The sequence below is a fragment of the Schaalia dentiphila ATCC 17982 genome (assembly GCF_000154225.1).
GTDB lineage: Bacteria > Actinomycetota > Actinomycetes > Actinomycetales > Actinomycetaceae > Pauljensenia > Pauljensenia dentiphila.
In genome coordinates, this window is the sequence record NZ_DS264586.1 from 499,793 (window position 1) to 524,643 (window position 24,851).

Sequence of the window (24,851 nt, forward strand, 5' to 3'; positions counted from 1 at the left end):
GACGACGTCCCCCGAGCGCAATGCCCGGGGGACGTTCGTATTCGTTCGCGGCGCGCGAGATTACTTGTCCTCGCCGGTCGCAGTGCGGATGAAGCCAGCGATCATGAACCAGCCGCCGCCAACCCAGAACAGGATCAGAGTCCACAGGGGCTGGACCGGGTACACGACCACCAGGTACGCGCACGCGACGATCCACGCGGCCGCACCGATGATGTTCGGGATCTGGAAACGCTTCACACGCGCCGGGTGCGTGTAGTGCAGCGGGACCAGCGTCATGATCGCCAGGAAAATCGTCGCGGCGCTATTGACCCACGCAGGAGTCTGAAGCACGTACATGACAATCGCAACGCAGTTCCACGCCGCCGGGAAACCCACGAAGTAGTTATCGTTCGACTTCTCTCCGTCGTTCGCGTAGCAGAATACAGAGGAGACGATGATGACAACCATCATGATGACCGGAAGCGGCTTGGGCCCAAACGGCAGATACATCGCCATAAAGAGCGCCGGCAGGAAGGTCCACGTCAGGTAGTCAACGAGGTTGTCGACGACGCCGCCATCGAACCAGGGAATGACCTGACGGACTCCGACCTTACGGGCCAGCGTGCCGTCAACACCGTCAACGATCAGGGCGATGACGAACCACAGCCACATCATGGGGATGTTGTTGTCGAGAATCGCGAACAGCGCGAGCGTCGCCCACACGAGCCCGGAGATCGTGAACGCGTGCACCGCCCAGGCGGCAATCAAGCGGCCCAGGCTGGGTTTGCTGGCACTCTCAGACGAGGCCTGGGCCTGCTCAGTTGTAGTGGGGACGTTTTGCTCAGGCACGGACAGCTCCTGTGATGGCGGATAGTTTCCGCCCCTCAGTATGCCAAAGATTGGTGGGCTTTTGGTAGCACTTCGACCAAATGGCACGCGTTCGGGGCGTTCTCACAGAACACGGTGGACGCTGCTTCTGTTCACCGTGACATTGCTTCATGACGCTTCGTACCGGTACTCGTTGGTGGCTGGAGTACCTGGGCGTATGCGCGGGGGCGTGCCAGCTCACTTCCGTGCGCTCGGGTCGAGCAGGTGGCCGCCTCGGCCCTTTGATGCGCACGTTAACCCACCTGGTGGAGTGTGGGCGGCTGCGTCCAGCTGCCAGTAGCTGGGTTTAGCTGCGCATTGAAGGGTTAACACTGCCAGTAGATGGGCCCAGCTGCCATCACTGCCTGCACGATCGCTCTCACCGCGGCACGAGAAGCTCTCACGAAGCAGCTGAGCCACATGCACACCCGCGAATACGCACGCAGGCCCGATGACCTGCACGTGGGCCCGATGGTTTGCATGTGGGCGGCGCCGCCCACATGTATGTCTAGTGGTTTACGTGCGTATCAAGGGGTTAGCGTGCGTATCAAGGGGTTAACACGAGTGTTCAAGGGCTTAGGCGCGAACAACACGCCACGCCCGGCATCGTTGTGCCCAAATCGCAGACCACCTCGGCGAAAACAATGTAACGGGCCGTTGTGGGCGGGGTGGTCTGCTCTTCGGGCGTTACACCACCTCAAACAACCAACTCACCGATGTGAGACGGGGGCAATTGCATCATTAGAGCTGCGACACGCCGGGCATACAGCGCCCGCCAGCTTCTAATGCTGCAAAACCCCCCACCGCCACAGGTCTGGAGGCCGTCCCGAAACCTGCGGGGCCTGGCTGTGGTTCCCACAGACGATAGAAGCCGGGGAACAGTGCAGAAGGACCGTGCCACGGCGAGACAAAATTAGCCCAGCACCAGCTATGACCACTCGGTCGCACGAAAAAACTCGCCCAGCACAGCCCCTCCAGCGGCTCTTCCGCGAAAAACTCGCCCAGCGAGCACAAAAACGCCAAATTTGGGGTGTTGTGAGCGCGCAGGGCGAACTATTTCGCGCTTTCGCGATGACACAGCGCCGCAGGGAGAACTATTTCGCGCCCAAATGAAACCGCCACCGCCTTTGCTCGCTCGTTCACGGGTACGCATGAAACCAGCGACACCTTTGCTCGCCCACAATGCCGCAAAAACACACATTTCGAGCGAGCAAAGGTAATGGCGGTTTCACCCACGCACAAAGACCGGGTCACAAAGGTGACAGCGGTTTCACCCACGCACAAAGACCGGGCCACAAAGGTGACAGCGGTTTCAGCCTGGCAACGCGTTGCACCGAAAAGGCAAGCAATGCGGCAAGCGAGGTGTGGACGCGACACCTGTGCGGTGACGACGGGGCCTGACCGGGCTCCGAGACGACGCGCCAATCAGCGACCCGGCCCCACTGGCGTGGAGGGCGCCGGAGGGACCGGAGGGCACGGGCGGGCTTCGAGACGCGGCGCCGAGCGAAGCGAAGTCGCCTAGTCTCGCGGGCGGCCGGGCCCTCCGGCGCCCGGAACACCCGTGGAGCCACAAGCAACACACGCAGGAAGGACGACGCGCCGAGCGAAGCTCGCGGCGCGGACGGCCAGCGGGCGGGCCGCCACCCACCGGCACACACAGCGGCCGGGCCCGACAGCGCCCGGAACACCAGCAGCGCTACAAGCAACATAAGCAGAGCCACAGATCAAGCACCAACACAGCACAGGGGCGCGGGCCCGCAGGCCCGCGCCCCTTGGCGCTACAACTCAGACGCGAACGCTCAGAAGTACGTGCGTCCGGCGTCGCTCAGCTCGCGCAGCTCGTCGATCGAGGCGATCCAGCCGCAGCCCTCGCCTTCGGCGGCGAGCAGGTCCACGCCGCTGATCGCTAGCATGTCGCCGCCCGTCGTGCCGATACGCACGGCGTCCACGCCCTCGGCCTCGGCGGCCACGAACACGGCCTTGACGGCCGCCTCGGGCACCGCGACGAAGGCGCGAGCCTGGGACTCGGACAGGAGCATCTCGTGGTCGCCGACGCAGTCGCGGCGGGCGGCCCCGGCCACGTCGAAGACGCCGCCGATGCCGAAGCGCAGCGCAGAGTCCACGAGGGACTGCACGAGGCCGCCGTTGGACAGGTCGTGTGCGGCGCGCACGAGGGGTCGTCCGTCCGGGCCATCGGCGGCGCTCAGCGCGCGCACGACGTTACCGAGGGCGACCTCGGCCTTCAGGTCGACCTCGGGCGGCAGGCCACCGAGGTGCGAGCGGGCGATGCGCGCCCACGCGGACCCGTCGAACTCCTCGCGGGTGGTGCCCAGGAGGATGACGGCGAGGCCCTCTTCGGTGAAGCCGGAGGGGTTGGCGCGCGTGACGTCGGGGAGGATGCCGAGCATGCCGATGACGGGCGTCGGGTTGATCGACGAGTTCGGCAGGCCCTTCTCGGTGCCGGACGAGTTGTACAGCGACACGTTGCCGCCGGTCACGGGGATCTCGAGCTCGATGCAGCCGTCCGCGAGCGCGGTCATGGCGGTCACCAGCTGCCACATGGCGTCCGTGTCTTCGGGGTTGCCGAAGTTCAGGCAGTCCGTGATGGCAACGGGCTCGGCGCCGACGACGGCGACGTTACGGTACGACTCGGCGAGGGCCTGGCGGGCTCCAGCTGCCGGGTCGAGCTTCGTGTACCAGCCGTTGGCGTCGGTCGACAGGGCGACACCGAGGCCGCTTTCCTCGTCGATGCGGATGACGCCCGCGTCGTCGGGCTGGGCGAGGGCGGTGTTGCCCTGCACGTAGCGGTCGTACTGGTCGGTGACCCACGCCTTGGAGGCCTGGTTGATGTCGGAGAGGACTGCGCGCACGTCGGCGATCAGCTCCTCGCGCGTAGCGGGACGCGAGAGATCCTCCGAGGTGGCTGCCTGCAGGTCGTCCTGCCACGCGGGGCGCGCGTAGGGGCGGTCGTAGACGGGGCCCTCGTGGGCGACGGTCTTCGGGTCGACGTCGACAATGCGGTGGCCGTGGTGATCGATCGTGAGGCGGCCGTCGCCGGTCAGGTGGCCGATGACCGCTGCCTCGACGTCCCACTTGTCGATGATCTCGAAGAAACGCTCGCGATCCTCGGGGGTCACGATCGCCATCATGCGTTCCTGGGACTCGCTCATGAGGATCTCGCCCGCGGTAAGCGTGGGGTCGCGCAGGAGCACGTTCTCGAGGTCGACGTGCATGCCGGAGTCGCCGTTGGAGGCCAGCTCGGAGGTCGCACACGAGATGCCCGCGGCGCCGAGGTCCTGGATGCCCTGGACCACGCCGGCCTCGAACAGGTCGAGGCAGCACTCGATGAGGACCTTCTCCATGAAGGGGTCGCCCACCTGGACGGAGGGGCGCTTGGCGGGCATACCGTCTTCGAAGGTCTCGGAGGCAAGGATGGAGGCACCGCCGATGCCGTCGCCGCCGGTGCGCGCGCCGAAGAGGACGACGAGGTTGCCTTCGCCGGTCGCGTTAGCCAGGTGGATGTCGTCGTGGCGCAGCTTGCCGATGCACAGCGCGTTGACGAGAGGGTTGCCCTGGTAGGAGGGGTCAAACTCGGTTTCGCCGCCGATGTTGGGCAGGCCCAGGCAGTTGCCGTAGCCGCCGACGCCGGAGACAACGCCGTGGACGACACGCGCCGTGTCGGGGTGGTCGACGGCGCCGAAGCGCAGCTGGTCCATGACGGCGACCGGGCGGGCACCCATAGAGATGATGTCGCGGACGATGCCGCCCACGCCGGTGGCCGCGCCCTGGTAGGGCTCGACGAAGGACGGGTGGTTGTGGGACTCGACCTTGAAGGTGACGGCCCAGCCGCCGCCGATGTCGACGACGCCGGCGTTCTGGCCCATGCCGACGAGGAGGTTCTTCCTCATGGCGTCGGTTGTGCGCGCGCCGAACTGCTCGCCGAGGTGCTTCTTGGAGGACTTGTAGGAGCAGTGCTCGGACCACATGACGGAGTACATGGCGAGCTCGGCGTTGGTGGGTCGGCGCCCGAGGATGTCGCAGATGCGCTGGTATTCGTCCTCTTTGAGGCCGAGTTCCTTCCAGGGCATGTCCTGGCCGGGGGTCGCGGCGGCGTTCTCGACGGTGTCGGGCAGCTCGCGGGTGTTTTCAGAGGTCATTCGTGTTTCCATTCGAAAGGTCTGGGACGAGGCCGGGGCTCCCTCACGGGTGAGGGCTCGGTGGCGTCGTCAGCCGACGAGGGATGCGAGGACGGAACGGAAGATGCCCAGGCCGTCGGTGCCACCGTGGTGGCTGGCGCCGTCGGGTCCGAGGGAGAGGGGGCCGAAGCCTGCCTCGGTCGCGTGCTCGGGGTGGGGCATGAGGCCGACGACGTTGCCCGCGGCGTTGGTGACGCCCGCGATGTCGTTGGCAGAGCCGTTGGGGTTGAAGTCGACGTAGCGGAACACGACGCGGCCTTCACCCTCGAGCCGTTCGAGCTCGGCAGGGGCCGCCTGGAAGTTGCCTTCGCCGTTCTTGAGGGGGACGGTGATGGTGTCGCCGGCGCCGTAGGTGCGCGTCCACGCGGTGTCCGCGTTTTCGATGCGCAGCACCTGGTCGCGGCACAGGAACTTCTGGTGGTCGTTGCGGATGAGCGCGCCGGGGAGCAGATGCGACTCGCACAGGACCTGGAAACCATTGCAGATGCCCAGGACGGGCAGGCCTCGTCCGGCTTCGCGCACGATTTCGCTCATGACGGGAGCGGTCGCCGCGATCGCACCGCAGCGCAGGTAGTCGCCGTAGGAGAAGCCGCCGGGGATGACGACCGCGTCGACGCCGTGCAGGTCGGCGTCCTTGTGCCACAGGGACACAGCCTGCGCACCAGCGATTTCAACCGCGCGGGCCGCGTCGCGGTCGTCGAGGGTGCCGGGGAAGGTGACGACTCCGACGCGGGTCACTGCACGCCTCCCGCGTAACGGGCGTCGGCCTCGTCGATGGCCTCGACGCGCACGACGTCCTCAATAATCGGGTTGGACAGGACCTCTTCGGCTGCCTTGCGGGCCTGGTCCAGGAGCTCGTCGGTGACGGGACCGTCCACGCTCAGGTGGAAGCACTTACCCTGGCGCACGGCCTCAAAGCTCGTGATTCCGAGCCTGGGCAGCGCCGAACCGACAGCCTTACCCTGGGGATCCAGGATCTCCGGCTTCGGCATCACTTCCACGATGATTCGCCCCACGGCGTTCCTCCTTGTGTTGTTGGTGAGGATCCCGCCGTGCATCTTGCCCGGCGGGCAAGTTTGTTTACAGGATGGGGTCCGACCCGGTGAGTCGGCGGTATGCCTCGACGTAGCGCGCGGCGGTCGCGGCGGCCACGGATTCGGGCAGCGCGGGCGGGTTGGCGCCCGAGGAACGGTCCCAGCCGGACTGCTCGGAGACCAGCCAGTCGCGCAGGTACTGCTTGTCGAAGCTGGGAGCGACCTGGCCTTCCACCCACTGGTCGGCGGGCCAGAATCGCGAGGAGTCCGGCGTGAGGATCTCGTCCGCGAGTACGAGCGCGCCCGTGGTCACGTCGATGCCGAACTCAAACTTGGTGTCCGCAATGATGATGCCACGCTCGGCGGCGATGTCGCGGGCGGCCCGGTACAGGGCGATCGACAGGTCGCGGATGGCGACCGCGAGCTCCTCGCCGATGCGCTCGACGGTCTGCTCGAAAGTGATGTTCTCGTCGTGCTCGCCCAGCTCGGCCTTCGCGGCGGGCGTGAAGATCGGCTCCTCCAGGCGCGAGGCCTCGGTCAGGCCCTCGGGCAGCTTGATGCCGCACACGGATCCGGACTCGCGGTACTCGGCCAGGCCGGAGCCGGTCAGGTAGCCGCGCACGACACACTCGATGGGGATCATGTGCAGGCTGCGGCACACGACCGCGCGCCCATCGACCTCGGCGGGCACCGTGAAGCGCGTGGGCTGGGCGCCTTCCAGGGCGCGCGAGGCCTCGGCCGGAGCCTTCGTACCCACGGCCAGCAGGTGGTTCTCCACGAGGGGACGCAGCTGACCCATCCACCAGATGGCGAGCTGGTTGAGGACCGCGCCCTTGCCGGGGATCAGCGTGGGCAGCACGTAGTCGTAGGCGCTGATGCGGTCCGAGGTCACCATGAGGAGCGCCTCCGGGCCAGCCTTCGCGTGACGCGGGCAGCCCGCCTGAGTAGCGGTCTGCGGTGCGGGGCCGACCACGGCCTCGTCGGGAGCGTAGATGTCGCGAACCTTGCCCGCGCTCAGCGGGGTCCAGCCGTGGAGGGTGGCGGTCATGATGTTCCTCAGGGGTTTCTCAGTCGAGGGTAACGACCAGGTCGGCGGGCCACGTCGCGATGTCGCTGCGGTGGTGCTCCCCGTCGAAGTGAATGAGGTCGACGCCGCGATAGGCGAGCGCCCGCGCCTCGTCGAGCGTGGCCGCTCGGGCGACGACATCGAGAACTCGGCCGCCGGAGTTCACCAGTGCGTAGGTCGGTTCGAAGCCGCAGCATCCGGCTGCGACGTCGGTCGGGTCGTCGGTGATCTCCTCAGAGGTACCGGCGTGGATGACGTGGATGCCGTCGAGCTCCTCGGCCGCTTCGATACCCGTGATCTCATGTCCGGTATCCGTGGGGCCCGGGTAGCCGCCCGAGGCCATGACGACCGTGACGGCCGCGTCCTCGCTCCACACGGGGGCGGGGACCTTGGCGAGAGTGCCGGTCGCGGCCGCGTACAGGATGGGGGCCAGCGGGGAGTCGAGGCGCTCGAGGACCGCCTGGGTCTCCGGGTCGCCGAAACGCACGTTGAATTCGACGACGCGGATGCCCTTCGAGGTCATCGCGAGGCCGCAGTACAGGAGGCCGCGGAAGGGGGTGCCGCGACGCGCCATCTCGGTGATGACGGGCTGGGCCACCTCGTCGACAATGCGCTGCGTGGCCTCTTCGGGGAGCCACGGCAGGGGGCTGTAGGCGCCCATGCCGCCCGTGTTCGGGCCCTCGTTGCCGTCGCCCACGCGCTTGAAGTCCTGCGCGGGCTGCAGCGGCACGACGGTAGCACCGTCGGCGAAACAGAAGAGGGAGACCTCGGGGCCGTCGAGGTAGTCCTCGATGACGACCGCTCCCCCGTCGCGCGACAGGCAGGCGCGCGCATGCTCCGAGGCCTGGGCGCGGTCGGTGGTCACGACGACGCCCTTGCCGGCGGCAAGCGCGTCATCCTTCACGACGTAGGGGGCACCCAGATCGTCGAACGCGGCCTCAACCTCGTCCATCGTGGTGCACGTGAAGGCGCGAGCCGTCGCCACGCCGGCATCGGTCATGACCTGTTTCGCGAAAGACTTGGAGGCCTCGAGACGCGCCGCGTCCTTCGTCGGGCCAAAAACGGGGATTCCGTAGTCCAGGACCGCATCCGCGACGCCCGCGACGAGCGGCGCCTCGGGGCCGACGACCACGAGGTCGACGTTCTCAGACGTGGCGCGACGGACGACGTCCTTCGGATCCAGGGGATCCATTGTCAGAGAGCGACCCAGCTGCTCCAGCGCGGGGTTACCCGCCTGGACGACGAGCTCAACAGGATGCTCGGGGGTGGACGTTCGTACAAGCGCACGGGCGATCGCGTGCTCGCGACCCCCGTTACCAACGAGAAGAACCTTCACGATTCAAGCCTATCGGTGTTTGGTGGCCTTCCGGGCCACCGTGGTGTTTTATGGGTGCACGTCACAGCGAAAGTGAGACGGGCTTGCGGCCCTCACCAGGCGCCGTTCGGGTTACCGCTGCGGCGGTCATCCTTCTTGTCGCGCTGGTCCTTGTTACGCTGATCGTTCTTGTGCTGCAGCTCCTCACGGCGCTGCTTCTCTTCCGGGGTCTCGCCCTCGTAGGGGTTCGGCGAGGGGCTCGGGCTGGGACTCGGGTTCGTCTGCTGATCCTTCGATCCCTTGTCCTGCTGGTCCTGCTGCTGGTCCTGCTGCTGGTCGCCCTGCTCCTGGGACTGCTCCTCAGCCTTCTGCTTCTTGTCCTCGACGCGTTCCTTGTTCTGGTCGGCGGGGTTATCGGACTGGTTGCCAGACTGCTGCTGGTCACCGGACTGGCCCTGCTTGCCGGACTGGTTCTGGTTACTCGACTGGTCCTTGTTATCGGACTGGTTCTGGTCGTCAGACTGGTTCTGACTGGAGTTGGAGGCGGTCTGACAGGGAGCTACGGTCTCTTCGGCTTCCTGGTAGATAGTCGCGGCATTTGCGTACGCGCCGGCGGCATCCTGCACGTCGCCCTGAATCTCGATGCCGATCGCGAGGTTCACGCGAACGCGGCATTCGTAGGAGAAGGGCTCGAGTCGGCCCGGCTTGACCTCGGTGGCCTTGGGGACGAGGTCGAAGGCGGTACGCAGGTCCGTCACGCCCTCGTCGGTCTGTCCCTGACGCACGAGAGTGGTGCCGCGATTGTAGTGCGCGACCCAGCGCTCGATGCCGATCTTCGTCCACGCCATCTGGCCTTCATAGCCCGTCTGGGCGATGTCGTATTCCTGTGCCTTCCAGTGGCTCAGGGACGAGCGCGACCAGAGCGAGAGGCCGATCAGGTACGCGGCGACGCTCAGCACGATGACGAGGATCGGGATGGAGTACCACAGAGGGCGCAGCGCACGGGGGTTGCGCTGGATCTTCTGTTTGCCCGACGAGGCTTTGGTGAGCTTCGCACGAACGGACGCATCGACAGGATCGACCTGGGGCGCGCCAAAGGGGAGGAGGTCTGCTTCAGGCTGCGAGTTCTCAGATGGCATGGGAATTCCTCAACTGTTGGGCGCGCAGCGCCAGCGTGGCACCCTCCCACGCGAGGAGAGCCCCGAGAAGGAGCGCGAAGGGCCAGATGATGTAGCGATACGTGTCTTTCAGGTTGCGCGACTCGGCGAGCGTCGTCGCCTTGTCGAGCACGGAACGAGCGTGCGATTCGATCGCCGACTTGTCGGGCGAGTGCACGTAGTCGACGCCTACGCGCGAGGCGACATCCTTCAGGGCGGCCTCGTCGATCTTCGAAATGGCGATCGGGTTATCAGGCTGCGAGGAGTCGTGGATGTACTCGGGTTCACCGCCGCTCTGGGAGCCTCTGTCGCCCAGGCGCAGTACCTTCATGGGGCCACCTTCCTCGGTGCCGTAGCCGAGGACGAGGCCACCATCGATGTACTCCTTGACAGCATCCCAGTCACTGGCCTCACCTGAGGGTGCGCTGGTCCAGTGGTTCTGGTTGGAGGTCTCGCCGTCGGAGAAGACGAAGAGGGCGCGCACGTTCTGGGGGTGGCGTTCCTTGTTCTTCTTCAGGAGCTTGGCGAGGTCTTTGGCGGGTCGGTTCACCGACGATCCCTGGGAGGAACTGGAGAGCTCGCGGTCGAAGGAATCCATGTACGAGATGACCGCGGAGGCGTCGGAGGTCAACGGCAGGTCCGTGTGGGCTCTCGAATCCCAGGACATGATGGAGAAGCGTGAGCCGGTGAGGATGTTCATCATGATCGAGATGTCGTTGCGCACGCCGTCGATGCGGGGCTTGCTGCCGTCCCAGTCCTCGGCGGCCATGGAGCCGGTGCGGTCAATGACGAAGTAGACCTCGAGGGTCGAGGTCACTTCCTGGGCCTCGCCGGGGATCGACGGGCCTGCGCCCATGATGATGACTGTGACGACGATGAGGAAGCGACGCAGAACATCCATGACGTGGCGGCGGGTGACGCGCTTGGCCGACAGGAACACGAAGAGCGCGCCGAGCACGGCGATGATGCCCAGGACAGCCAGGTGAAAGACGGGGCGAAAAATCATGTCAGAGCCTCCCGAACGCCAGCAGACCGAGCAGGGACACGACGCCGAAGAGTGTCCACCCGAGGGCGGCGCCGGGGCGGTCCGTCTCCAGCATCTTGCCAGCGGAGCCGAGTTCTTCTTTCTGTTCGGCCTCGATCTGCTTCACCACACGATCCACGGACGACGGGGACGAGGCATCGTAGAAGTCGCCGCCGGTCTTTCGGACCTCGTCACGCAGCTGCAGGGCCTCGGAGCTCAGGGTGATATCCGATCCCGGGTACAGCGCGGTGACCGTCACGCCCTGGCTCTTCGCGAATTGGATCGCCTCGCTCAGGTTGTAGACGCCGTCGCCGTACACCTCGTTGTCGGTGGCCAGCAGGATGGTGCGGGAACGTTGCTTGTCGTTGTGGTCGAAACCCATGACGCACGAGGCCAGGCCATCGCCGACGATCGAGGAGACTTCCTGGTTCTCATCCATGACGGGCGCAAGGTAGTCGAAGAGTTCCTGCGTCGCGCTCAACCTGCCGCCAATGCGCGTCAGGCCGGTGTCGATCGTGTCCGACATGTCCTGGAGAACGTCGGTGGCCATGTCGTAGTCGTCGGTGAGCGGGAACATCGTCATCGAGTATGCGTCCCACAGCTGCAGCGAGATCCTCTCACCCTCGAAGTGGGAGATGATCTCTCGGAAAGCCGCGCCGATCTTCGAGTCGTAGGGCAGCATCGATCCGGAGGCATCCAAGCACAGGACGATGTCGCGGCTCGCGGACTTATCGTGCTTGACGTAGCGGTCGACGGGCGCGCCCGCCGACACGGAGGTGGCGATGACGGCGATTAGGAAGCAGACGAAGGCCATGGCCAGCGAGGCGCGCGTGCGACGCACGAGCGCCTTGTACTTCGGCAGGCCGCGCAGGTAGCCCGTGTTGGCCACCCACCCCTTCTTGCCCGAACGCACGCCGGCTCGACGGGCGAGCAGCCAGCCGGCGCAGGTCGCGGCGAGCACGACACCGAGGACGACGAAGATGAGCCAGGTGAATCTCATGCATCTACCGCCTGCGAGGCAAGGATCAGGATGTCGGTGCCGCCCGCCCCCTGTGCGCCGCCGGGCAGGGAGGGTCCCCCAGTGGCGCCGTCGGCGCGTTCGCCGACGAAGCTCGGCGTCTCGCAGGCCTCCAGGACGAGGGCCAGCTGGGGCCAGGTGGGGACGAGGGCGCGGATCTCCGCGACGGTAGCCACCTCGAGGTCGCGGCCGGAGCGCTCGGTACCGAGGGCGCGCATGAGGCCGGCCACCGCCAGGTGGGTTCCGCGCTCGTCAAGTTCTCCGCAGGCGCGGCGCTGGGCGATCTGGTTGACGTAGTCGTGGTATCGGGCCCGCCTGGCCTGGGAGATGGTCTGCAGGTGAGCGACGCTCCCCTCGCGTGAGTGCCACCAGGCCCACAGACTGTACGCTACCCAGCCGAGGACGGCGAGGAGCAGTGCGACCCCCAAGATCCACATCCAGTGGGGGTATATGACGGGTTCTTGAAGGCCTTCAATGAGGTTACCGGACATTGCCGTACCTTTCGCCTGGGCGCGGGAGCGGGACGGTCCGGGCGCGATCGGTGCGAGGCACCGCCGTCGCTCGTCGTGTCATTGCACCCTCTTCCCCGTCGCCATCGGGGCGTCGGTCGACCGTGCATATTGCGGTCACACCGACGCCGCGTTCACCTGATTGTGCCACGCCGGGCGCGATAGTGCTAATGCCCGGCTCGGCGTCACCCTGCGGCGCGAGCGCCACCACGGGGCCTCATCGGCGATATTTTCTCTCATTTGTTCAGTGTTGGACGCCTCTTGGGGCGCGGCGGGTAACCGGATCGCCAGATGTACAGACCGATCAGTGAGACTCCCCCCAGGAGGCCGAGCGCCCACCAGGGGAAGCCGGGGATGTCGGGGGCGGCACCCGCAGCGTCAATGTCGCGTTGCGGCGTGGGGTAGACGCGCTCCCCGGTGACGAGGATGCGGTGCGTGTTGATGCCCAGGGGGGTACACGTCACGAGCGTGGCGAGGTCTCGGCCGGGTTCGGAGCGCAGGGCTTCGGTCTCCTCGGGGTTGACGACCTTCTTGTCGAAGACCCGGTAGGTGAGAACCTCCCCGAACACTTCGAAGGTGAAGGTGTCTCCGACCTGCACCTTGTCGAGGTCGGTAAACATGCGCGCCTCGGCCAGCCCACGGTGTCCGGTGACGACGGTGCGCTGCCCCTGCCCGCCGACGGGGAGCGACGTTCCCTCCAGGTGTCCGAGGCCGCGCAGGAGCGTCTCATCGTCGGTCCCGTGGTAGATGGGCAGGTCGATGTCGGCGGCGGGAACCTTGAGCCTGCCCATGAGCCCGGAGCTGTCGGCGGCGAGGATCGCGTTGTAGTCCAGGCTCGCGTCCCCGCTTGTCCCGTCGCCGGTGGGCACGTTCGAGTTGGCCTGGAGGACGGCCCCCGAGCTCAGGGCGTCGTTGTAGCGGTGGGCGAGGGCGAGCTGCTCCGCGGCGGAGGGATCGGCCTTGCTCACGGAGTCCTCGTACTGGGCGATGATCTGGGATTGGTTGTACTGAACGATCCACGCGGAGATCGACGGGTAGAGGAAGAGGAGCATTCCCGCCAGGGCGAGGAGGGAGGGAATCAGGGAGATCACGGAGAACCTCCACCGCCGCGCGTCGCGGGGAGCGGTCGAGGAGGTTGCGGAGGCACTCGGCGTTGCCGGTGCAGTGTCGGGATCTGGAGCCATAGCGCGCGTGCGCCGGGGGACCCGTCTCTCGGGTCCCCCGGGGCGCATCATGCCGTGCGGGCCTTACGGCGCCTGATGGCCGCGGCCGCGCCGGTGGCGCCTAGGCCAGCGACGATGCCGCCGATCACGTAGGCGTCAGCGCCAAATCCACCGGTAAGCGGGATGGCGGGAACACCCTGCTTGTCGTTGGTGATGGGCGCGAAGGCGTAGTCGAGCGCGTCCTTAGTGATGGTGAAGGGTCGCGGCGTCGCGTCGAGGCGGTAGCCGGCCGGGGCCTTCTTCTCCGTCAGAGTATACGCAGTGTCACTCCAGGGCAGGCCCGTCACCGCGAAGGAACCCGCGGCCGGGTCGGAGTCGTAGTAGGTCGCGCCCGCCGGCTTGGGGCACTGGGCAGCCGAGGCGGCCTTGCAGTCCGTGATGGTGACGGCGCCCGGCAGGGTTCCACCGCTGATGGTCCACTCCGAGCCTTCCAGCGCGGTAGCCGTGTTCGACGCGTCGACCTTCTTCCAGGTGAGTGATCCGGTCTTGCGTTCGTTGACGACGGCGGCATTCAGGGTTGCCTCGAGGGAAGCGGGGGCGATCTGCGGGAAGGTGTATGCCTGCAGGTTCACCTGGTAGCCGACGGGGGCGCTGGTCTCACGCACGGTGTAGGTCCCCCACTTGAGGTCCTTGATCGCGAAGGATCCGGGGGCCGGATCCTGGTCCTTGTAGGGCTGGGCGGGGCACGGGCCGGCGGTGCAGTCCTCGACCGTGGCGTTGCGGGGCACACTCGGCCCGGTCAGGGTCCAGGTGGTACCCGCCAGGGGTGTGATTCCGTCGGAGTCGACCTTATTCCAGGTCAGGGAGCCTGGCTTCGCGGTGTTCGTGATCGTGCACAGGACGCGGTCGGTGCCGCGCACCTGGAGCTGCGCCCGTCCGTCCGTCGTGGCGCCACTGAGGGACGAGGAGTAGTTTTCGCCCACGGTTCCGGGGGTCTGCTCGCAGCTCCACTGGCCCATCTCGTATCCCGCGCCGGCGGGGTTGGCGGTGGTCTCGGAGAGGTCGTTGTTGCCGGTGCGCACGACGGTGGGGCCTCCCGTAGTGCCGTTGCCCGTCGCGGTGTAGGCGCCCGCGCCGCCGGTGAGTGTCCACTGGTCGGCGCCCAGGCCCGCGACCTCGGCGGTGGCGTACTTGTTGTCGACGTTCTTAACCAGCTGCAGGGTGGGAACGCGCACTGCGACGCGGTAGTCCTCAACCTCGCCGGTGGCGGTGCCGCCGACGGGCTTTTGGCCGTTGCCGTTCTTGTCGGCGGTGATGCGTAGGCGCATGTAGGTGGCGCTGCCGACTCCGTCCTCGCCGTCGACGGAACGCACGACGTCTGCGGGGACCGTCCACGACAGTTGCGCCTTGCCGGAGGCACAGGGGGCCTCGTTGGACTTCTCACCGGCATCAAAGGTGCCGTTGTGGTTCCAGTCGATCCAGCCGGCCACCTTGCCCGTGCCCGCGCACGTGGGGGACAGGTTGTAGGTGGCGCCGGGCTCGGTGCGGATACCGTCGGCAGGTAGGGTCACGGAGTCTTCGTCGTTCGTCGCATCGTCTGTATCGTCGCCCTTGGCGTCGTCGCTGAAGGGCTGGTTGGGCTCGGCATCGATGTAGGCGCCGAGGCGGGGGGACACCCTGTCCATGTTCATTCTGGCCTGGGGAGAGACCCGGAAGAGGTCGGTGGTCGAGCGAACCTCGCCGCCCTCCCAGGTGGGCTGGAAGACGGAGGAGGCGATGCCGTAGGAGTCGGGGGCGTCGCCGTAGTCGGTGGCGACCACGAGGCCGAGCGCGACGGCGGAGTAGCCCGCGCCCTGCATGGTGACGGTGGCGGAGGTGGCGCCCTCCATGAACATGACGGCGTCGGGGCCGCCGTAGCCGTTCGGCTTGGAGTAGCTGCCGCCCGACTGGTAGACGCATTCCTCGTCGGAGGGCATGAGGCGCAGGGTACGCCCACCGTCGGAGACGATGCCGTCGGTGGTGACCTGCTTGCCGGTGTTCTTGCTGATGCACTTCTGCGAGCGCATGGTGTCCAGGACCCTCCAGCGCGGGGGCTTGTTGCCGTCGGTCTTCTTCACGGTGGCCTGGACCCATTCATCCTGGCGGTCGCTGGTGGCCCAGCTCTTGATGCCGAAGCGCCTGGAGGAGGCCTCGGCGTCGGCGAAGACGAGGCCTTGGATCGGCACGTTGGTGATCGAGCCGTCGCTGCCGTAGATCTCGGCCTTGCAGCTGTAGTCAACGCTCACCCGGGCGTTGTAGCCCGTGGGTCGGTGGTCGGTGCTCTGATCCCAGGGCTTGCCGTCCCAGGCGTTGGCCCCGTTGTAGGCGTAGCCGTTGGCCAGGCCGATCACCATCTGGTTCTTGTTGACGTAGTCCTGGGGGTAGGTCAGCCCGGAGTGCCACACCTCGGAGCCGTCCTTCCACGAGCCCGGGCCTCCGACGTTGTAGAGGTTGTCCAGGGCGTCGCCCGCCCAGGCGCCCGGGATGGTGGCGACCAGGGGCCCCTCGGTCTGCTGCTTGGACGTGCCGGGCGCGGGGGTGTCGTGGGTGAGGTTGGACAGGGTGCAGGTGGTCACCAGGGAGCCCGCGTCGCCCAGGTCGCGGTGGTTGATGAACTCCTTCGGCCCCTCGCCCACGCCGAGGACGGGGACGTTGGGCTTGTCTTTGCCCTTGAAGTCCTTGTCGTAGTCAGCCCACTGGAGCCACTGGATGGAGTCCTTGAAGCGTCCCATGCCTCCCGTGGCGAAGGTCGCGGGCAGAGACCCGCTGGGAACTCCCTCGGCCGCAGCCTGGGCAGGCTGGGCCGCGTTGGGCAGGATCGGCGCGGCGGTGACAGCCGCGCAGACCGCGAACGCGACCGCGAAGCGTGAGAACCGCGTGGCGCGGCGCTGTGTTCGGGCGTGCTGGGTCACTTCAACTCCAATGATTAGTTCGACGTAAATCGTTTTCGCACAAGTATTGACTGGGACGTGCCACTGGTCGGCACGACCCGAGAGCCATTCTCGCGGCCGCGCCGACCCGCGCGGGGCCCGGTTCTTCAGCGGAAGGAACCGCTGAAGAACCGGGGTATCAGGCTTCGCTGCGCTTGCGCGAGCGGATCACCATGGTGGAACCAACGGCGATGAGTCCCAGAGAGATGCCGCCGATGGTCATGAGCAGCTGACCGTTGGCACCCGTGAGGGGCAGCTGGGGAACGGGCTGCTTGTTGTTGGCGATCTCCGCGCTGTACGTGGCAGCGGCGAGGGCGCCCTTGGAGACCGAGATGCCGGTCGTGGTCTTCTGCGGCAGGACGTAGCCCGCGGGGGCCTCGACCTCTTCGACGACGTAGCAGCGCTTGGTCGCACCCTGGGACCCCTGGCCGGCGGAGCCGACGGAGTCGCCGACGTAGAGGCCGTCGATTGCCACGAGGCCCGCGTCATCGGAGACGAACTCGGTCTTGTTGTTCACCGTGATCGCGTCGCCGGCCTTGGTGGCGGCGGAGCAGTCGGCGGCGTAGGGCTCGGCGGCGTTGTAGACCTTGAACTTCGCGCCCTTGATGCCGGTCTTGGCGGCGCCGGAGTTAGCGTCGAACTTCAGGAGCTGGGCGTTGCCCCAGTCGGTGGAGACCTCGGGGGAGGTCGGCGGGTTGTTCGGCTCGGTCGGAGGAGTCGACGGCGGCTCGTTCGGAGGAATGGCACCGTAGTGCGTGTCCTGGACCAGGTTGGCCTTGTTCTTGATGGTGCCGTCGCCGATGGCAGAGACCGTGCCGGAGAAGATCGCCTCAAGCTTCTTGTTGGGGTTCGCCTTCAGCTTCGCCAGGCCGGCGCGCGTGAAGGAGACGACGACCAGGCCGCCCGTGTTGGACTGCACGTAGTCGGTATTTTCGGCCAGCGTATCGGCGCCCAGGGTGACCTTGTCCACCTTGCCGTCGGAGAGGCGGTCGTCCAGCTGGTCGCGCAGGTAGAAGTAGGTGAAGTTCGTATCAGTGTCGAGGCTGGGGATCGTCGTGGAGACGGGGAACTGCACGCGCGAGCCGAGGCCCACGCCGTTCACGGTCTGATCGGAGATGGTCTTGTCGATCTCGATCTTCTGGTTCTTGGGGTAGGCGTGCACGTCGTAGAGCCACTTGCCCTCGCCACCGTTGGTGGTGTTGGGGAAGGGGATCGTGACGACGAAGGGCTTGGCCTTCTCGACGATGTCGGCGGGAGCCTCGGTCTCACAGACCAGGTACGCCGCGACGGACAGGCCCGCCAGGGTGGTCTTGCCACCGCCTGCGGTCGTCCCCTCAGCGGCAGCCTGAGCATCGACGGCGGGCGCATTGTCACCCAGGGTCGGGTGGGCGGGATCCGTGCAGGCATTGGACGGGATGTTGTCGGCCAGGGCGGCGAGCTTGTCCCAGTCGGTGGGCTTGGACAGGTCCAGGCCCGAGACCTTGTAGGCCTTGAAGGTGACGCCGTCGACGCCGTCGCCGCCGGAGTCGGCGGTGCCGTCAACCTTGCCCATGGTGCCCGTGGCGTTCTTCAGGTGCTTGTGGACGACGATCGAACCCGTAGCGTTCTGGTTGATCGTGCCGTAGGCCGGATCCTCGGCGAAGGTGGCGACGCTGGTCGCAACGACCCCGGCGACGCCGAGGCTGAGAGCACCCGCGGCGGCGATCATTCGCCGCCCGAGGGGCGCGTACTTCCTGCTCACTGGTCTTCCTCTCATAACTTCCGCACTATGTGTGACGGGATGGATGGTTCAGCAACAAATATATGGGAGATGACCCGAGAAAACTATAATTACCGGGAAATTTGAATGCTATCTCACGGCCTTATGTAAAATACCGGCAATTCTGTGCGTTAGGTCTCAGTTAACTACCACTCGGTAGAGAGAGGTTCGATGGCCGCGGGGGACCAACCCCTGTTTATCTACGGGCTCCCGAGCGCTGCAGCGCCCTGAGCAGCGCCCGCGGAACCTCCTCCGAGGAGCCCACGCTCACCTGGACGACGCCGCGCATGTCAAGCATGTGCGCGACAGCGGCACGCCTTTGCTCAACAACCATGCTCGCCTCGCGGGCCAGCTGTTCATCCCTGCGCAGAAAGTCTGGAAGGGGCCCCTCGTTGACGTCGATAACGGTTTTATCCTGGTCAATATCCGCCGGATTCATGTCGGCCACCGACACCTGGATAACCTGGTGGCGCACGGACAGGGACTTGATGAGGTCATCGGACAGACGCGTCGGCTCGGGCTGGGTTGCGTCTGTGACGATGACGATGAGGCTGCGGCGTCGGGTCACCGTCCGCGCGCGCGCCAGGAGCTTGGGCACGTCCGAGTGCGGGGAAGACAGCGTGATGTCCTCCTCGATGCGGCGCATGATGGTTTCGGCGTGGGCGTTGCCGGATCGGGCGGGCATGAAGCGCACGCGCTCGGCGTCACCGGCGACGAGGCCGATCTGGTCTCCGCGCGCCACGCTCAGCCATGCGATCGCCTCGCATGCGGTGAGGGCGACCTCTTCCTTGGTCTCACCCGACGGGGCGAGAGCGCCCATTTCGCGGCCCGTGTCGACGACGAGCATAACCTGCAGGTTCGCCGTGGCCTCGTGTCTCTTGATGACCGGCGAACCGGTGCGTGCCGTCGCCGCCCAGTCGATTTCGCGAACGTCGTCACCGGGCTGGTAGGGCGCCAGGTCCATGAACTCCCAGCCACGGCCCCACCTCAGCGCCGAGTGCTGCCCGTCCATGACGGACAGCAGCTTGCGTAGGACGGGCAACTGGATGCGCGTCGACAGTGCGTGGATCTCACGCGACCTCACTGGCATGCTGGTTCTCCTGGTGATCGCCGGTCCACGAGCGCCCCCGTCACGGCACCGGAACCGCGTTGAACACCGCGTCGATGAGCCCCTCCACCGACACGTTGTCGGCGAGGGCATCGAAGGTACGAATGATACGGTGCCGCAGGATGCCGTAGCGCAGCTTCTTGATGTCGTCGGGAACCACGTAGTTGCGCCCGTCCATGAGGGCCAGCGCCTGGGATATCTGCATGAGTGCGATGGCGCCTCGCGGCGAGGCGCCCACACGCACGTGCTTGGTCCAACCCGGCAGCGGATTGGGTCCGGCGCCCCTCGTGGTGTTGATGATGTCGACGATGTACGCCTTGAGCGTGCTGTGCACGTAGATGCGTCGCGTCAGATCTTGGAGCAGCAGCACGTCCGTGATGGACACGGGCTCGGAGGAGGTGGGCAGGCTCATCACTCCCGAGTCGATGCGTTCAAGGACCTCAAGCTCGTCGACGGGGGCCGGGTAGGTGATGATCTCCTTGAGCAGGAAACGGTCCATCTGCGCCTCGGGGAGGACGTACGTTCCCTCCTCTTCGATGGGGTTCTGGGTGGCCATCACCATGAACGGGCGGGGAAGGCGGTGGTTGACTCCGCCGATCGTCGTCTGCCCTTCCTGCATTGCTTCCAGCATCGCGGACTGAGTCTTCGCGCTGGAACGGTTGATCTCGTCCATCAGGACCAGGTTCGCATGGACGGGTCCCAGCTGGGTGACCATCTCACCCGAAGCCTGGTTCCAGATTTGAGATCCAACGATGTCGTTGGGCATGAGGTCCGGAGTGCACTGGATCCGGTGGAACGTTCCCGACACCGCCGAGGCCAAAGTCTGGGCTGCGGTGGTCTTGGCCAGACCGGGCACCGACTCGACCAGGACGTGACCGCCTGCCAGCAGGCATGCCGTCAGCGCCGTCCGCAGATCCTCCTGCCCGACAACTTTCGCCTGGTAGATCATGGTTATGCGGTTGAGCATGTCCTTCGCCTGGGCGAGTTCCGCATCTGTCAGGTATTCGGCCACGAAGTCTCCTAGTGGGCACGGGAAAAGTGGTGCTGTGGTTAGTTTAGTGCGCTCACTACGTTTTCGGGAACCCGTGGGACGGGCGCGCCCGCTCCCCTCGTCCAGTGTCTTGGACGCTACCGGGGACGGTGGGGACAAGCAGCGGGGGACCCGACCTCTCGGTCGGATCCCCCGCTGCGCCGCTTGAAGCGGACGATGCTGCGACTCAGGCCTTCGCGGCGGCGATGCGCTCGCGGAACTTCGCCAGCTGCTCGGTGATGGCGGCGGGGAGCTTATCGCCGAACTGCGAGAAGTACTCCTCCGTGTCGTCCATCTCGGCGGCCCACGCGTCGGGATCGATCGCGAAGAGCTTGGCCCACACGGCCTCGTCGATGTCCAGGCCGTCGAGGTTGAAGTCCTCGAACTTCGGGTAGCGGCCGGTCACGCCGTCGATCGCCTCGACCTCACCGGCCGCGCGACGAACGATCCAGTCCAGGACGCGGGCGTTGTCGCCGTAGCCCGGCCACATGAAGTTGCCGTCCTCGTCCTTGCGGAACCAGTTGACCTGGTAGACGCGCGGGAACTTGTCGCCCAGCTTGTCCTGCATCTCCAGCCAGTGACCCCAGTAGTCGGCCATGTTGTAGCCACAGAAGGGGAGCATGGCGAAGGGGTCGTGACGCAGCGAACCGGCCTTGACGTCGGTCGCGGCCGCGGTGACCTCGGAGGCCACGGAGGCGCCGATGAACACGCCGTGGGCGGGCTCGTACTGCTCGGCGACCAGCGGGACGTTGGTGGCGCGACGGCCGCCGAAGAGGATGGCGTCAACCGCAACGCCCTCGGGGGCTTCCCAGTCGGGGCAGATGATCGGGCACTGCGAGGCCGGAACGGTGAAGCGGCTGTTCGGGTGAGCAGCCTTCTCGCCGGACTCAGGCGTCCAGTCGTTGCCATGCCAGTCGATCAGGTGCGCCGGGACCTCGCCGTCGATGCCTTCCCACCACACGTCGCCGTCGTCGGTCAGGGCGACGTTCGTGAAGATGGAGTTCGCCTTGCCGGTCTCCATGGCCATGGGGTTGGTCTTGTAGGAGGTGCCGGGGGCGACGCCGAAGAAGCCCGCCTCGGGGTTGATGGCGCGCAGGCGGCCATCCGGGCCGGGGCGCATCCACGCGATGTCGTCGCCGACGGTCTCGACCTTGTAGCCGGGGATCGTGGGCTGGAGCATGGCGAGGTTGGTCTTGCCGCAGGCGCTCGGGAAGGCGGCGGTGACGTGGAACTGCTGGCCCGTGGACTCCCGCGTCAGGCGCAGGACGAGCATGTGCTCGGCCATCCAGCCGTCGCGGCGCGCCATCGTCGAGGCGATACGCAGCGCGAAGCACTTCTTGCCGAGCAGGGCGTTGCCGCCGTAGCCCGAACCGAAGGACCAGATCTCGTTGGTCTCGGGGAAGTGGGTGATGTACTTCTCGTCGTTGCAGGGCCAGGTGTCGTCTTCCTGACCGGGCTCAAGGGGAGCGCCGACCGAGTGAACGGCGGGAACCCACACGCGGCCCTCGTTGATGAGGTCCATGGCAGCAGCACCCATGCGGGTCATGATGCGCATGTTGACGACAACGTAGGGGGAGTCGGTGATCTCAATACCGAGCTGGGAGATGGGGCCGCCCAGGGGGCCCATGGAGAAGGGCACCACGTACATGGTGCGGCCCTTCATGGAGCCCGTGAACTTCTCACGCAGGATGGCCTTCATTTCCTTGGGGTCGGCCCAGTGGTTCGTCGGGCCGGCGTCCTCTTCCTTCTCACAGCAGATGAAGGTACGGGACTCAACACGCGCAACGTCGGACGGCTTGGAGCGAGCCAGGAACGAGTTGGGGCGCTTCTCCTCGTTGAGCTTGGTGAACATGCCACTCTCGACCATCTGAGAGGTCAGGCGATCCCACTCCTCCTGGGAGCCGTCGCAGAACTCAATGGCGTCAGGGGTGGTCAGCTCAGCAATTTCAGCAACCCACTTGATGACATCTTCGGGAGCGTTCGCCGGAGCGGCTGCACGCACGTCCTGTTCAGTCACGGACATTTTGCCTCCTGAGGCATTTCGGATTGTCGGGGCCGCGTCTGCGTCCCCGATTGACATAATCAATCATGCCGGACCCCTCGCCCGCGCTTACGGGCGCTTGGTCCCGGTCACACCTCAATCGTAGTCGAACACGTCACACACCGCCCGACCGATAGGGACCTTCAACCCACCCACAAGGGTCTTGATGAACGCCCCACCCCGCCCCGACCTCGCGAATGCGACGGAAGTCGTCCATTCACCCATCGTCGTGAGATAGAACACCGAATATGGGGGCGCAATTCCATTTCTGAACTTGAAGTCTCACCGCCCCATGACCGACGATTACAGGTAGCACAACAGTGCTGCTCACCATTGGAAGGACCGAATACACCATGGGATTCCGAAACAAGACCCAAGGCCCTGACTTTTTTGAAGACTTCACCTCCCAGGCCCGCCAGCTCGTGCAGGCCGTCGAATTCCTGACGCACATCTACGCCGCCTCCCCCGAGGAGCGCATCGCCCTGCGCGATCAGCTCCACGAGGTCGAGCACCGCGGCGACGAACTGAACCATGCGATCGTTCAGCGCATTAACTCCTCGTTCATCACGCCTTTCGACCGCGAGGATCTGCAGTCGCTGGCGTCGCACCTGGACGACTGCCTCGACTTCATCGACGAGGCCGGCGACCTCCTGGTCGTCTACGGCATTGCCGACATCCCCTCCTCCCTGGTCTCCCTGCTCAACGAGCAGATCGCGGTCATCAAGCACTGCGCGGACCTGACCGCCGAGAACATGCCCAAGCTCAAGTCGCCCGTGGACATGCGCGACTACTGGATCGAGGTCAACCGCCTCGAGAACGAGGGCGACCTGGCCTACCGCCGCACCCTCACGGCCCTGTTCGACTCGGGCCTCGACCCGATCACGATCATCAAGCTCAAGGACATCGTCCAGGGCCTCGAGTCCTGCGCCGACGCGTTCGAGGAGCTGGCCAACGTCATCGAGTCCCTCGCACTGAAGGAATCCTGAACCGTGGATCTGAATCTGATCCTCGTCTGCGTCGTCATCGCCGTCGCGCTGTTCTTCAGCTACACCAACGGCTTCCACGACGCGGCGAACGCGATCGCGACCTCCGTGTCGACGCGCGCGTGGACTCCTCGCGCGGCACTCCTCATGGCCGCAGCGATGAACGTCATCGGCGCCATGATGGGCACGGCCGTCGCAAAGACGGTCGGCAAAGGCATTATTTCGATCAGCGACTATGCCGAGTCTCCCATGCAGGAGATGCAGCAAAAGGGCCTGGTCATCATCCTGGCCGCCCTGCTGGGCGCCTGTATCTGGAACCTGATCACCTGGTGGTTCGGACTCCCCTCGTCCTCTTCGCACGCCCTCATCGGCGGCATGGTGGGCGCGGGCCTCATGAGCGGCACTGTCGTGCACTGGTGGGGCATCATGAGCCACGTCGTGATCCCGATGTTCGCCTCCCCCATCATCGGTTTCGTCATCGGCTACATCGCCATGAAGATCGTGCTGTGGGCGCTGCGCAAGGCGCAGTATCACCGCACGATGCGCCGCTTCCGCGCCGCTCAGCGTTTCTCCTCGGCGGCCATGGCTCTGGGCCACGGCATCCAGGACGCGCAGAAGACGATGGGCATCATCGTCATGGCGCTGCTGGCCGGCGGCTACGGCGAGCACCACAACATCCTCGATCCCATCACGGGCGAGATGAACGTGCCGCTGTGGGTCAAGGTGTCGGGCGCTCTGGCGATTTCGCTGGGCACGATGGCCGGCGGCGGACGCATCATGCGTACGATCGGCCGTAAGATCATCGACCTGGATCCGGCTCGCGGCTTCACGGCCGAGGCCGTGTCCTCCTCGATCCTGTACCTGTGCTCCTACGTCATTCACGCCCCCATCTCGACGACGCAGGTCGTGTCGACGGCGATCATGGGTGTGGGTTGCACGAAGCGTTTCTCGGCGGTTCGCTGGGGCGTCGCGGGCAACATCGTCATCGCGTGGTTCCTCACCCTGCCGGCCGCCGCCCTGGTGTCGGGCATCGTGTACCTCGTCGTGGCGCTGCCTCTGGGAGTTCACTGATGCGTGGTCGCTTCGTCGTGACAGCTGCGGTAGTGGCTCTTGCCGCCGCCCCGCTCGCGGCATGCTCGGATTCGTCCGTCATGCACATGCGAGTCGGGCAGTGCATCCTCCTGCCGGAGGATAAGAGCGCGACCACAGCGACGACGATCGATAAGACCAGCTGCACGCGCGAGCACGACGCTGAGGTCTTCGCCTTGGCGTCCGCACCGGACGGGGATTTCCCGGGCGCCGAGGCGCTCAACCGGCAGGCCGAGACCGAGTGCATTTCCGCGTTCGACGCGTACGTGGGGTCGGATTACCTGACCTCGTCGCTCGACGCGACGTGGATGATCCCGACGAAGGATTCGTGGGCGCAAAACGATCGATCGATCGTGTGCCTGGCGCGTCCGTTGGATCATTCGAAGCTCACCTCGTCGGTGAAGGAGTCGGGCCTGTAGGGTCCGTCGACCCTCCGAACGTCATCGGGTGGTGTGTGACCTTAGGGCGCACACCACCCGATACTTTTACCTTCTATCTACTGCGAATGCGACCGATGCGGATCACTCTTTATCGAAGGCCGCTC

General features: G+C 66.0%; 19 protein-coding genes. 3 read left to right on the forward strand and 16 right to left on the reverse strand.

What is annotated here, in order from left to right; genetic code table 11:
* Positions 1-60: 60 nt before the first annotated feature.
* From ACTODO_RS02155 to ACTODO_RS02230, 16 genes are all read right to left on the reverse strand, one after another.
* Positions 61-828, reverse strand: a complete 768-nt coding sequence (locus tag ACTODO_RS02155) for a CDP-alcohol phosphatidyltransferase family protein (RefSeq protein WP_003790864.1) — start codon at positions 826-828, stop codon at positions 61-63.
* Positions 829-2,645: 1,817 nt separating this feature from the next.
* Entirely contained in the window at positions 2,646-5,003 is a 2,358-nt protein-coding gene (gene purL / locus ACTODO_RS02160) for a phosphoribosylformylglycinamidine synthase subunit PurL (RefSeq protein WP_003790865.1), read from the reverse strand.
* Between the two features lie 69 nt (positions 5,004-5,072).
* Positions 5,073-5,780: a phosphoribosylformylglycinamidine synthase subunit PurQ gene (purQ, locus tag ACTODO_RS02165; RefSeq protein WP_003790866.1), complete on the reverse strand. Its 708-nt coding sequence runs from the start codon at positions 5,778-5,780 to the stop codon at positions 5,073-5,075.
* Positions 5,777-6,058 carry a phosphoribosylformylglycinamidine synthase subunit PurS gene (locus tag ACTODO_RS02170; protein ID WP_009054370.1) on the reverse strand — a complete coding sequence of 94 codons (282 nt, stop codon included), beginning with the start codon at positions 6,056-6,058 and terminating at the stop codon, positions 5,777-5,779. Before ACTODO_RS02170 ends, purQ begins: the two co-directional genes overlap by 4 nt.
* Positions 6,059-6,122: 64 nt before the next feature.
* Positions 6,123-7,124 (reverse strand): phosphoribosylaminoimidazolesuccinocarboxamide synthase, encoded by a 1,002-nt coding sequence (locus ACTODO_RS02175; RefSeq protein WP_003790872.1) that lies wholly within the window; start codon positions 7,122-7,124, stop codon positions 6,123-6,125.
* A 19-nt stretch (positions 7,125-7,143) separates the two neighbouring features.
* Entirely contained in the window at positions 7,144-8,478 is a 1,335-nt protein-coding gene (gene purD, locus ACTODO_RS02180) for a phosphoribosylamine--glycine ligase (protein WP_003790874.1), read from the reverse strand.
* Positions 8,479-8,570: 92 nt separating this feature from the next.
* A complete protein-coding gene (locus ACTODO_RS02185; RefSeq protein ID WP_003790875.1) occupies positions 8,571-9,596 on the reverse strand; it encodes a hypothetical protein in 1,026 nt (341 codons plus the stop codon).
* A complete protein-coding gene (locus ACTODO_RS02190) occupies positions 9,586-10,620 on the reverse strand; it encodes a VWA domain-containing protein (RefSeq protein ID WP_003790877.1) in 1,035 nt (344 codons plus the stop codon). Before ACTODO_RS02190 ends, ACTODO_RS02185 begins: the two co-directional genes overlap by 11 nt.
* Before the next feature lies 1 nt (position 10,621).
* Entirely contained in the window at positions 10,622-11,638 is a 1,017-nt protein-coding gene (locus ACTODO_RS02195; protein WP_003790879.1) for a vWA domain-containing protein, read from the reverse strand.
* A complete protein-coding gene (locus tag ACTODO_RS02200; protein WP_003790880.1) occupies positions 11,635-12,147 on the reverse strand; it encodes a hypothetical protein in 513 nt (170 codons plus the stop codon). Before ACTODO_RS02200 ends, ACTODO_RS02195 begins: the two co-directional genes overlap by 4 nt.
* Positions 12,148-12,401: 254 nt before the next feature.
* Complete coding sequence (locus ACTODO_RS02205; protein WP_003790882.1) at positions 12,402-13,256, reverse strand: class C sortase; 855 nt, start codon at positions 13,254-13,256, stop codon at positions 12,402-12,404.
* Between the two features lie 140 nt (positions 13,257-13,396).
* A complete protein-coding gene (locus ACTODO_RS02210; protein ID WP_003790883.1) occupies positions 13,397-16,279 on the reverse strand; it encodes a CshA/CshB family fibrillar adhesin-related protein in 2,883 nt (960 codons plus the stop codon).
* A gap of 157 nt (positions 16,280-16,436) precedes the next feature.
* Positions 16,437-18,038: a SpaH/EbpB family LPXTG-anchored major pilin gene (locus tag ACTODO_RS02215; protein WP_153232447.1), complete on the reverse strand. Its 1,602-nt coding sequence runs from the start codon at positions 18,036-18,038 to the stop codon at positions 16,437-16,439.
* Between the two features lie 214 nt (positions 18,039-18,252).
* On the reverse strand, positions 18,253-19,146 hold the full coding sequence (locus ACTODO_RS02220; RefSeq protein WP_003790888.1) for a DUF58 domain-containing protein: 894 nt from the start codon (positions 19,144-19,146) through the stop codon (positions 18,253-18,255).
* A gap of 40 nt (positions 19,147-19,186) precedes the next feature.
* Entirely contained in the window at positions 19,187-20,176 is a 990-nt protein-coding gene (locus tag ACTODO_RS02225; RefSeq protein ID WP_003790890.1) for an AAA family ATPase, read from the reverse strand.
* Between the two features lie 205 nt (positions 20,177-20,381).
* Entirely contained in the window at positions 20,382-22,217 is a 1,836-nt protein-coding gene (locus tag ACTODO_RS02230; RefSeq protein WP_003790892.1) for a phosphoenolpyruvate carboxykinase (GTP), read from the reverse strand.
* 371 nt (positions 22,218-22,588) lie between these two features.
* Here ACTODO_RS02230 and ACTODO_RS02235 point away from each other — a divergent pair, with 371 nt between their 5' ends.
* Genes ACTODO_RS02235 through ACTODO_RS02245 form a run of 3 tightly spaced genes read left to right on the forward strand, consistent with a single transcriptional unit; the run spans position 22,589 to position 24,726 of the window.
* The gene (locus ACTODO_RS02235; RefSeq protein ID WP_034511851.1) at positions 22,589-23,221 is read left to right on the forward strand and encodes a DUF47 domain-containing protein; all 633 of its coding nucleotides are present in this window, start codon (positions 22,589-22,591) and stop codon (positions 23,219-23,221) included.
* 3 nt (positions 23,222-23,224) lie between these two features.
* On the forward strand, positions 23,225-24,289 hold the full coding sequence (locus ACTODO_RS02240) for an inorganic phosphate transporter (protein ID WP_003790900.1): 1,065 nt from the start codon (positions 23,225-23,227) through the stop codon (positions 24,287-24,289).
* Positions 24,289-24,726, forward strand: a complete 438-nt coding sequence (locus ACTODO_RS02245; RefSeq protein ID WP_003790902.1) for a septum formation family protein — start codon at positions 24,289-24,291, stop codon at positions 24,724-24,726. The genes ACTODO_RS02240 and ACTODO_RS02245 overlap by 1 nt, the downstream gene beginning before the upstream one ends.
* Positions 24,727-24,851 lie beyond the last annotated feature (125 nt).

Coding starts and splice junctions, on each gene's coding strand:
- purL (WP_003790865.1), bottom strand. CDS start 5,003: ATGACCTCTGAAAACACCCGCGAGCTGCCCGACACCGTCGAGAACGCC.
- ACTODO_RS02175 (WP_003790872.1), bottom strand. CDS start 7,124: ATGACCGCCACCCTCCACGGCTGGACCCCGCTGAGCGCGGGCAAGGTT.
- ACTODO_RS02185 (WP_003790875.1), bottom strand. CDS start 9,596: ATGCCATCTGAGAACTCGCAGCCTGAAGCAGACCTCCTCCCCTTTGGC.
- ACTODO_RS02190 (WP_003790877.1), bottom strand. CDS start 10,620: ATGATTTTTCGCCCCGTCTTTCACCTGGCTGTCCTGGGCATCATCGCC.
- ACTODO_RS02195 (WP_003790879.1), bottom strand. CDS start 11,638: ATGAGATTCACCTGGCTCATCTTCGTCGTCCTCGGTGTCGTGCTCGCC.
- ACTODO_RS02200 (WP_003790880.1), bottom strand. CDS start 12,147: ATGTCCGGTAACCTCATTGAAGGCCTTCAAGAACCCGTCATATACCCC.
- ACTODO_RS02220 (WP_003790888.1), bottom strand. CDS start 19,146: ATGCCAGTGAGGTCGCGTGAGATCCACGCACTGTCGACGCGCATCCAG.
- ACTODO_RS02230 (WP_003790892.1), bottom strand. CDS start 22,217: ATGTCCGTGACTGAACAGGACGTGCGTGCAGCCGCTCCGGCGAACGCT.
- ACTODO_RS02235 (WP_034511851.1), top strand. CDS start 22,589: ATGGGATTCCGAAACAAGACCCAAGGCCCTGACTTTTTTGAAGACTTC.
- ACTODO_RS02245 (WP_003790902.1), top strand. CDS start 24,289: ATGCGTGGTCGCTTCGTCGTGACAGCTGCGGTAGTGGCTCTTGCCGCC.